Below are 10211 nucleotides of genomic sequence, written 5' to 3' on the forward strand. Positions count from 1 at the left end.
AGTGGTCGGAAGCATTTCTAGAGCCTGACAACTGTTCGTTACCGCACTTACGAGATGAGGAAATTTAATGCGCTCTGTTTTGTTCGACCGCTGGCACAGGCGTTCGCGTCCAACTAACAGACCACGGATTTAATCGCGAGATGCCTATAGGCTGAAGGCAGGCCTGATCCGTTCAACTGAGGCTCGGATCGACACGAGGTCCGTCGATCGCCGGCTCGGCAGCGTCATGGCGGCCCGTGTCCAGGACGCCCCGGCGTTCGAGGACCCGGTCAGCGTAGCCGACGCATTGCGTCTGTACGTTCCTGTTGAAGCGTCAGCTGCATTCTTCAATGGACTCGTGAACGGTGCCGTACGCCTCGTCTTCGAGCAGGACAAGGTACCAGCGTTGCGGGATATTTTCGCCGACCGTGGCGAGGTGATCTCTGCCGTGCACGTGCCGGTCGAATCGGGCTCTCAGATATCTATTGTTGAAGCTGCCCGTCGGCTCGGCGTCAAGCAGGAAGTGATGTACCACCTGATCAACATAGGCCTGGTCAGGACTCGAACCGGCAAACTGCAGCGACGAGCAGCGCGAGTCGTCGATGTTGATGACCTGCAGAAATTCACTGAGCAATTTCTGCCGCTGTTCACTGGCGAGACGATAGGCATCTCTACTCGCGAAGCGCCTGGCTGGGCCAGGCAGCATGGCATTGACGGTATCCAGTCACTGGACCATCAGTCGATGGCGGACGGCAGTACTGGATCCGCAGACCGGCCAGCATGGCAATTGCGCACAGCGAAGGGCATGAAGCATGAAAAATTGGTTTTCGTGAGGCGTGTGAACCTCGACCCGCTGCCCGGAAGGTAACTGGTTCAGTCAGAATAGCAACCGGACGCTGTATGGGGCATGCAGATCACAGCAGGAGGACGAATGACTTCCGCAGATGAAAACAGTGATGCCGTTGCAGGGGCGGACGTAACGGACGAGAAGGTTCTGACTCGGGAAAGGCTCTACGAGCTTGTGTGGTCACAGCCGATGCTCAAGATTGCTGCGCGATATGGTGTCTCGTCGAGTTATCTGGCAAGGGTTTGCACAAGACTTCGTGTGCCACGCCCCGCGCGCGGATATTGGGCGAAGCTAGCGGTAGGCATTCAACAAAAAACTCCACCTTTGCCGAAGACCCGGCCGGGCGACGAGCAAGCCTGGAACAGAGATGGATACGCCACTGCGCCTGCGGCGATGCCGCCGCCGCCGCTTAAGGTCGATCCTTCGTCGCCTGTGGATCGGGCGAAATCGGGAGTTCGCCGGCCGCGCCCAAGTCAGCATGGCCTCATCAGAGGCGCGAGAGAATTGTTCGAAAATGGGCGAGTCCCTTCTTATAGTCACCCCCAATACCTTCAGCCTGCAAAAAAGCTCCTGCTCGACCTCGCAGTCACGAAGGCCGGCTTGGAGCATGCTCTCGCGTTTGCCAATCAGTTATTTCTTGAACTTGAGGGGCATGGCCATCACGTCGTCATTGCTCCGCACGGTCAGCAATTCAATCGGGCGGCAATCGAAGATCGCGAGAATCCCCCGAAACGGGAACATGGCTACGCTCGCGCTGGGCGCAGGCATTGTGCTCGGTAGCCTATGGCTCAAGGTCCGTCAACGCAGTTACCTGTATCAACTCGATCTGATCGAGATGGCGCTGCTCCGGCAAGCGCTTGTGAAGGAAATCCGTGCGAAGAGCGCCGAGGCTCGTCACGCGCGGAACGCCGGGCGCGAATAAGAGTCGGCCAATGGGTTTGACGCCATTACGCCAACTCCGACGAAACCGGCTTGGCGTACAAATCTATCAATCCGTTCATGCGCGTCCGAAGTTACCGCGCTCCGCACGGGTACCGACGATCGCGCGTTTGATGATCCCTGCATGCTTGGACACTGCGGAGCCAGCGATGACCGCCAAACGCCGCTCCTTTTCTGGGCGTCCGCTATCGAGAGAACTGGAGGTCCGCATATGGGGTCGAGCACGGCCGACGGCAATGACGCTCTGGTCGGCCACGAAGAGACGTTCGAGGAGGTCGTTCAGTTTTTTGAGGGCAACCGGAACGGATCGACGGCCCACATTTCACCGGCGCCGATGACCGGGCCGGCGGTAATTCAGCAAACCTCCCGCATTGTGCGGTCGCTTGCCGTTTGGCCACAGCGGGCCGCGTACATGCCAGCATCTTTTGAATATACGAGGAATAATTCGTGGATAACCGAATAGCACAGCTCAAGACGTCGCAGGACGCCCGGCAGATCGCAGAAAACGCGCAGCGGCTAGGGCGTCCGGACTTGTCGGCCCAGGCGCTCGAGCGTGCACGAGAGCTTCGAGCCATCGAGGAGGGCTACACCAGTCCCGCGCAGCAAGCCGTTGCCATCGCGCTCTATGCGTACGAAGAAGAGCAGAGCCGGCTCAATAACCGCGCCTACCGCGCCAATCGCACCCGCACCATGCTTGCCAAACATGGCGCGCTGGCTGCCGCCGAACGTATGGTACTGAACCGGCACCCGTCCGAAGGTTTCAAGGTGCTTCAAGGCGCCGGGCTGCGGGAACTGAGTTTCGAAGCCATTATCGACCGATTTCCTAATGAATTCTCCGCCGCGGCTGTGGACGCCGCACGCGCACGATTGAAAGGGGGGCCTCGGGTGGACCCCGCGACACCGACCAACTCCTCGCCAAGCCTGTCAGTCATTGAGTCAGACAACGCTATATTGGCGCCCGCCGTGTTGGATGCCGAAGCACGGATCTTCCTTGAGGGCTTCCTCGCCCCCCTAAACTGGCTTCAATCGCGCTGGTTACCGGGTTACCGCGAGACTACTCAGACCATCGCGAAAGACCTCTCCGACGACCGCCCACAGGACCTGTTTGTCACCCTGTGGAAGGAAGCTAACAGTGCCATTGCGCATGCAGGGCGAGGCTTGCTAAGGGCTCGCATCGCAGACGAGATGCGCGAAGAGTTCATACAGGTCATCCGCGACATCCACGAAGATGGATCCCCGGCGAATTTTGAACGCATCACGGAACGTTTCGAACGCTGGAAGTCCGAGGGACGAATCGATATGGTGCCTCGTCTCTTGGTAGCACGAGTTTTCGCTGGAACGCATCCTCGCCTCTACCACACCACTGTGGATGCGAGCAGTCAAGACAAAGCACTTAAGTGGTTCGCCGAGCACACAAACTTCGTCATACCGGACTCCAAGAGCTGGGCTGTGCGTGCGCAAGCTCTAGTGGCCCACTTGGACCGGCTTGCTTTGTTTGGTGAAGATATACTGGTCCGCAATATGTTCCCCTGGTTCGTCGTGCACCAACTGCGCACCCGCGCCAGACCCGATGACATCCCGCCCGGGCACTTGGAGCGGCCATCTAGCGCCTTTGCCAACCTCCCGCCGGCCCAGCGCACAATCGCGCTGCGGCACAATGTCGTCCAGACGGCCTTGTTCGCTAGATTGGCAGCTCAGTATGGCAAGGACCGGGTCTGGACCGAATACCCAACCGGAACCGGCGGCTATGCCGACGCGGATGTGCGCCCGGCCGATAGCGGTTGTCACCTGTACGAAATCAAGATCGCTGACACCCCCGCCGAGGTAGTGCGGCAAGCGATGGGGCAGTTGCTGGAATACGGCTTCCGAGCGGGCGGCCTAGAACCCGTGAAGCTGTTCGCGGTCGGCGAGCCATCCTTAGACGATGTCACCCGCCGCTTCATCGCTCGATTGCGGGCCGAGTTCAATCTGAACATCGACTACTTACAGGTCGAGCTGCCAGCCAATATTGCATTCTCGCTGTGAAAGAGGAACGTCAAGATTCCAGCAGGCGCCTCGCTCAGATTTACCGAGCAATGCCGGCGGATCATCGTGGTGCAACGCCCGCGCCTCGTCACGGTGAGACCTCAATCTAGATCTTCGGCTTCACGAGACCGTTCAATGGCCGCTTCGCAGTGAGGAGCCGACGCACGAATGTCCAGCCCACGATGTAGCCGGATGACGCTTTATGGCCGCATCCTGCCCAATGCTCAGCCGGGAATGTGCTGTGTCAGCTGCCGCCTTGAATCACGCGGCGATTCAATTCGCTCAGATATGACCCGGGAATCAGGGAAAGCGCTCCGTACGGACCGCAGACGCGCGTTCGACGATTGTCGGTCAAGACTTCTAGCATCGGCGGCAACGCGACGTAAGAGCCGCATCGAAGATGCTTTGAAGCAAAAAGGCTACCGCGCCGGCCTAAGACAGCCGTTGATCTCTTTCGCAGACTCGGCGGTCACAGCTTTGTTTGGAGATCCGGGATTGACGTTATTTCGCGCATTCAGCCAGTCCTCCGACTGCGCGTTGAGCCAGTACGAGAGGGGCCGCTTGGCTCCATACCATCCCTCCATCATAGCCCTGACTAGGATCGTCTGAGCTATTCGCTCTTCCATGACCGAGTCCGGCTTGTCAAAAAGCTTTGTTCCGGTGACAAGCTTATCGTCGGCCCTCTTATAGTTCACGGGAAACGTGAGCTGAATATAGCCTCGTCCGTAATATCGCTGGCCGTTCCACGCTGGCTTTGCGTAATTTTCGGCTACCGGTCGCCCACTCGCTAGCGCCCGACTGCTAAGGAGCTTCCCAATCGCCTTCTCTCGGCAAGTCTCATCGGTGCCGCAACCGGGTGCTTCCCGGACTGGCCGCCATGTTCCTTGCGACTCTCTCCGCGCCGTCGCAAGAATATAAGCAAGCTTGCGTTGGTCACCATCGCCATGAACTTTCCAAAGGTCGAAAAAGCCGTTGATGGACTCTATCGCCTGGTCGTTAAGCCGCGCAACCGAAGTCGGCACTGCCGTCGAGGCCGACGTCCTCTTGAAATTGTGGAGCGACTTGCAAGTGGCAAAAAACCAGTCGCGGTCCGGTTCGAACGCGGACGCATGAGCGCCGGCATTACACAAGCCAGAAAAAATCGCAATCATGAATCTCGCATCGAAGCGGGAGCGCCAAGCCACGAGACCTTTATTCAGTCTTTTGATCGAGTTCAACTCAGGCTCCTCAGCGCGTCATCAATGTCACTCGCCACTCTCGGCCCAGTTTTATTTGGGACCTCAGGAACGCTAGGTGCAGGTCAATGCTGAGATTATAGGCGGCTTGGTGACGAATCGAACGCACGCAGTTTGGTTAGTGAAGTAAGCACATCCCGCACATGGCCGTTGATCACTTTTCATGTTTTCAGTCAGCTCCGTGTCGCTCATATCTGCACAAAAATGGCATAGCGGACACCTCCGACGGCATCTGTAACGTAAGAATTGTCACAATAGACGAAGCAATTTTTCAATAACGGCTCCCGTGCCGAGGATTGTGATGTCTAAACTCGTGCCGTTGACGCTAGCAGTCTTTGTACTTTGGGCTACTACTCCCGCCTCTGCCGTCAATTGCCTCGGGAGGCTTAAAGAGAAGCTTGGGGGTACCGCCCTGTCGATGGCATTGGACGACGGCGGCCTCATGGCATTCGCGAAAATGAACATCAATATCGATGGGTCGGGAAAAGCCTATCACCGCCAGAACCGAAGCGCGGGGGTATTGATCCATCTGTGCAATGCCGGCGACGTGTATCTACCGACGGGCAAATACACGCTCTCGAAAAGCAATCGAGATTGCACGGAGCGATTCATGGCTGATCTTTCGAAGATCGAAGCTGCCGGTTGGGGCGATCCAAAGGTCGGCGCAATCCACTGGTACGGCATTCTAGGAGAAGGTAGCACAGTTGTAGGCAATGTCTCGGTCAATAGTATCCGTCCGGTCACAAGCGCAGCGTCTAGTTTCTACGTCTCGCCGACGAAGCTGTTCGATGCCACGATCGAAAATACTCATGATCAAAAGCGATATGTCGATCCACTCATCGTTAACGCTGCTGTTGCGCCGCCCTCCATCCGCTCTTATGCACCCATGGGCTCCTTCGGAGTAGCGATCAACCGTTCAAAGAGGATTGCCGTTCCATTTGTTGTGGGTGATTCCGGACCGAGAATCGGCGAGGGAAGTGTAGCGTTAGCGCGGAAAGTTGCCGGTCTTCCTGAAAAAACCGACGTTACGTACGCTGAGCGAGACAAAGGACAGGTCAGCGATAACGCAGTGCTGTTGGTTTCTTTCGGTCGTAAGTACGGTACAGGCAAGTACGACAGCAATAATCCACGTGGATTAAACAATAGCGCCGAGGAAGCCTACGAGAGTTGGGGCGGCGCTGCCCGGCTGCACACTTGTATCGTCCGTGCGCCGAGAAACTGAGTAAGCGTCCGCTCCCGACCGTCTAGATTCTGGTCGCATCGCACCCCATGCTTTCGCTGGGGCACAAATGTCACTGTGTCCATAAAGGGAAATCATGGACACAGTCACTGAATTTCAGGGCGACGATCAAAGTACGCGGCGCTACCGTCGCCGTACGGTGGAAGAGAAGTGCCAAATCGTTAGAGAGACGCTGGTGCCTGGTCGATCCGTCGCGGAAGTGGCGCGAGCGCACGAAGTGAATGCAAATCAGGTGTTCGACTGGCGCAAGCAGTATCTCGAGGGTCGACTCGACCCGAAGCGCGATGATGGCCTGATGTTACCGGTGGTGTTGAGCGAACCTGAAGAGACGGCGCCATCGCAGCCGAGCACCTCTGCGGGCGTCTTGCGAGTGCTGTTTGCACGAAGCGAAGTCCGCATCGAAGGCCAGGTTGATCTCGATGCACTGCGCTTGGTGATGCAATGCCTGAGCTGATGATGCGCTCCCAAGGGCTTGCCTCGGTCGTCGAGCAGTCGATGAGCACGCGTATCTGGATAGCAGCCGGCTTCACGGACATGCGATGCGGTTTCGACGGCCTCGCCGCAAAGGTGCAAACAGTCCTCCAAAAGGATCCGTTCTCAGGACACGTGTTCGTCTTCCGGGGCAAACGCGGCGACCTGCTCAAGTGTCTTTACTGGCGAGATGGCGGACTATGTCTGCTCTCCAAACGGCTCGAACGAGGCCGCTTCGCCTGGCCGCGAGCCGACGGCGGTATCGTCTGTCTAACGAGCGCGCAACTTGGTCTTCTTCTTGAAGGATTCGACTGGCGTCAGCCACTTGATGCAGCTCGCCCGCGCAGTGCTTTGTAAACGTCTGTGACAGCGAGGTAATCGAGCCATTTGTCGGCGTAAACTACGCGCATGACATCCGGCGACGACTCACTCCCAGACGACATTGAGGCCTTAAAAGCCCTTGTGCTCGCTCGTGAAGCGGCGCTGCGGGAGCGAGATGGCGACCTCGAGCAACTACGCGGCACCGTCTCGACGTTGCAGAAGAATCTGTCGGACAGGGCGCTCGAGATCGAGCATCTGAAGCTGTGGATTGCCAAGCTGCAGCGCATGCAGTTCGGCCGCAAATCCGAGAAGATTGATCGCCAGATTGAACAGCTTGAACTTCGCCTCGAAGACCTCCAGACGGAGGATGGCGCCGCCGCCGTCGAGTCACCGAAACCACGTCGGGCCGAAGGCGGCAAGTCGACTGGCCGCAAGCCACTACCCAATCATCTGCCGCGCCAGGACATCGTTCATCAGCCAGCCGAAGAAGCTTGCCCGCAGTGTGGTGGTGCACTGGCCGATCTCGGTGAAGACGTTGCCGAGCAGCTTGAGTATGTGCCCGGCCATTGGCGCGTGATCCGTCATCGTCGTCCCAAGAAGGCTTGCACCTGCTGTGATTGCATCGTTCAGGCTGCAGCACCCAGCCGTCCGATTGATCGCGGCGTGCCGGGCCCAGGTCTGCTTGCCCATATTCTTGTCGCCAAGTTCTGCGACCATCTTCCCCTGTACAGACAATCGATGATCTATGCGCGTGACGGCGTCGAGTTGAGCCGTTCGACACTCGCTGACTGGGTCGGCCAGTGCAGCGCGCTTGTGCGTCCGTTGGTCGAGACGATTCGTCAGTACGTGATGTCGGCCAGGAAGATCCACACCGATGACACGCCCGTGCCGGTACTGGAGCCCGGTAACGGCAAGACCAGGACCGGTCGGATCTGGACGTACGTTCGAGACGACCGGCCATCCGGTTCAAACGACGCACCAGCGGCCTGGTTTGCCTACAGCCCCAATCGAGCCGGTGAGCATCCCCAGGCACATCTGTTGAACTTCAAAGGGACACTGCAAGCAGATGCGTTCGCCGGTTACGACGCGATTTATGAGGCGGGCGCCGTGCGCGAAGCGGGATGCATGGCGCACGCTCGCCGTAAATTCCACGATCTGTTCGTTGCGCGCAAGAACGAGGTGAACACGGAGGCGCTGCGTCGGATTGGCGAGTTATACGCAATCGAAGCCGAGATCCGCGGCAAGCCGCAGAACGAGCGATGGCGCGTGCGACAGGAAAGAACCCGCCCGCTGATGGACGACTTCGAGCTCTGGCTGCGCTCGACGTTGAGTATGGTGTCGCAGAAAGGTGATACGGCTAAAGCGATCAACTACTCGTTGAATCAATGGCAAGCGCTCAGGTTGTTTATCGATGATGGCGCCGTTGAGATCGACAATAACGCCGCCGAACGCGCGTTACGAGCGGTAGCGCTCGGTCGCAAAAACTTCCTGCACTTCGGCTCTGACAGCGGTGGCGAGCGAGGCGCCGCGATCTACACGTTGGTCGCGACTGCCAAACTCAATGGCCTTGATCCCGAGGCGTATCTGCGCCATGTTCTCTCTCGCATTGCCGACCATCCGGTCAATCGCGTAAGCGAACTGCTGCCATGGGCCGTTGCTGATCAGTTGCCCTCATACGCCGCCTAACTTCGCTTCGTCGCCCTCCAAATCGCGATTCGCGTCAAGGACGGCCTCGCTCGGACGCTTACGAAACTGACGCTGGAAATGGCGCTGGGCTTGCGGCGACACGGTCAGATTGCAGATCCCATTAAGATCGCACGGGCACGCCACAAAACGCAAAGGTGCTTCTGGTGGAGCTTAAAAATGGTCGAGCGCTACAAGAAATGGATGTCGCCAACGAAGTTCGTCATGGTTGCCTTGTTGGCCGGTGCTATTACACCTTCTAAAATGTTTGCTCAGGGTGCATGCCCAAGCTTGTCCAACTCGAAGTGTCGCGCAGAGGCATCAGGCGGGGGGCAATTACTTCATAAACCGAATGGCAACGGTGACCCCGTCTGGACGGCTGCTTGCGGGCACAACGTTAGCAAACCTAGGCTCGATCCTATATGTCAACGCATAGCAACATGCAAGGCAGCCGGAGCGTATGGTGGATTTCTATACGCGGTCACTGAGTCGTGTGGGAGTAAGCATTTCGACGACTACTTCGGCCTCGACGGGCTAACTTTCGGCATTGCCCACTGGACGCAAAATAACCTACCTAAAGTTTTGCACGTATATCAGGCCCGTAGCAAAGATCAGTATGAAAAGATCTTTGGTCCCTTGAACATTCCAATCAATAACGGGTGCGTAAGCGCACAATGGGTTTGCGAGGCCAATAAGCAAGGGCGGCTCGCGTGCGCCCCCGACATTCGCGACGCTTTCTTTGAGGCGATGAAAGATCCTGAGTTCGTCAAAGCCGAAATTGACGTCTACCGGCGAGTACGAGGAACGTCTCAAACGATACTCCCGCCTCGGATTGAAGTCGGAGTACGGAAATGTCGCAATGATCGTAGTTGCGAACAATTTGCCGGGCGGCTCAAAGTGCGACCCCTTCTCCTGGAAGGCATCGTGCTCCGGTGCGAAGAGTGAAAAGTCGCTTGTGGATTGTATGCTCGATAAATTTCGAGAGAATCGTTGCAGAGGGGGATCGCAACAGGCTGTCTTAGATCGATGGGGTGCGATTAAGGACACCTACAAGGGCCGGGAAGAGACACCACTACAACCCATCTCGGCTAGCGGCGTTCATTCTTGTCTTGCGATCGAATAGACATCGCTATGATGTGCTCGACGAACCAGTTCTTCGGGATAGCCGTACATCATCCCTAAACACTAAGCTGCAACTCCTGATCGACGATGGACTCTCCCACTCACTCGACGCAATCTTGGCCGCCCGCGAGGAAACTCATTGCGACTTCAGATCTCCGCGATTTAGTACACGAACGATCATTTGGCTCACGAGGGTCCGTTGTGTGATTCGAAGCCGCCGTTCCAAAGTCCGCTGGCAACCGCGGACGGGCGTCCGCAAGTGGCCGAGGGTGTGTGAAAACGCATTGATCGCCTAAACTGAATCAACGCATTGAGACCGGGTGACTCATGAAGCGATTCGTTGAAGGCG

General features: G+C 57.5%; 8 protein-coding genes. 7 read left to right on the forward strand and 1 reads right to left on the reverse strand.

The genetic code is table 11. From position 1 onward, the window contains the following. Positions 1–226: 226 nt before the first annotated feature. The 3 genes from FH08_RS0111715 (at position 227) to FH08_RS0111735 (ending at position 3790) form a co-directional block, all read left to right on the forward strand. Positions 227–847, forward strand: coding sequence for a hypothetical protein (locus FH08_RS0111715; RefSeq protein ID WP_031358500.1), 621 nt, complete (start codon positions 227–229; stop codon positions 845–847). Positions 848–1565: 718 nt separating this feature from the next. Then, positions 1566–1748, forward strand: coding sequence for a hypothetical protein (locus tag FH08_RS0111725; RefSeq protein ID WP_031358501.1), 183 nt, complete (start codon positions 1566–1568; stop codon positions 1746–1748). A 464-nt stretch (positions 1749–2212) separates the two neighbouring features. Beyond that, positions 2213–3790: a hypothetical protein gene (locus tag FH08_RS0111735; RefSeq protein ID WP_031358502.1), complete on the forward strand. Its 1578-nt coding sequence runs from the start codon at positions 2213–2215 to the stop codon at positions 3788–3790. Positions 3791–4209: 419 nt separating this feature from the next. Here the strand turns inward: FH08_RS0111735 and FH08_RS49430 are convergent, their stop codons facing one another. Then, complete coding sequence (locus tag FH08_RS49430; RefSeq protein ID WP_051888150.1) at positions 4210–5007, reverse strand: glycoside hydrolase family 19 protein; 798 nt, start codon at positions 5005–5007, stop codon at positions 4210–4212. A gap of 319 nt (positions 5008–5326) precedes the next feature. On the opposite strand from FH08_RS49430, the gene FH08_RS0111745 reads away from it, so the two are divergent. The 4 genes from FH08_RS0111745 to tnpC all read left to right on the forward strand — a co-directional run bounded on the left by FH08_RS0111745 (position 5327) and on the right by tnpC (position 8743). After that, positions 5327–6247: a glycoside hydrolase family 75 protein gene (locus FH08_RS0111745; protein ID WP_075583326.1), complete on the forward strand. Its 921-nt coding sequence runs from the start codon at positions 5327–5329 to the stop codon at positions 6245–6247. A gap of 94 nt (positions 6248–6341) precedes the next feature. After that, positions 6342–6719 (forward strand): IS66-like element accessory protein TnpA, encoded by a 378-nt coding sequence (gene tnpA / locus FH08_RS54330; protein ID WP_031358505.1) that lies wholly within the window; start codon positions 6342–6344, stop codon positions 6717–6719. Then, positions 6707–7093 (forward strand): IS66 family insertion sequence element accessory protein TnpB, encoded by a 387-nt coding sequence (gene tnpB / locus FH08_RS0111755; protein ID WP_419177994.1) that lies wholly within the window; start codon positions 6707–6709, stop codon positions 7091–7093. The genes tnpA and tnpB overlap by 13 nt, the downstream gene beginning before the upstream one ends. A gap of 51 nt (positions 7094–7144) precedes the next feature. Continuing rightward, positions 7145–8743, forward strand: a complete 1599-nt coding sequence (tnpC, locus tag FH08_RS0111760; protein ID WP_031358507.1) for an IS66 family transposase — start codon at positions 7145–7147, stop codon at positions 8741–8743. The last annotated feature ends 1468 nt before the right edge of the window (positions 8744–10211 follow it).

This window comes from Caballeronia sordidicola (assembly GCF_000729995.1).
In the GTDB taxonomy this organism is placed as follows: domain Bacteria; phylum Pseudomonadota; class Gammaproteobacteria; order Burkholderiales; family Burkholderiaceae; genus Caballeronia; species Caballeronia sordidicola_A.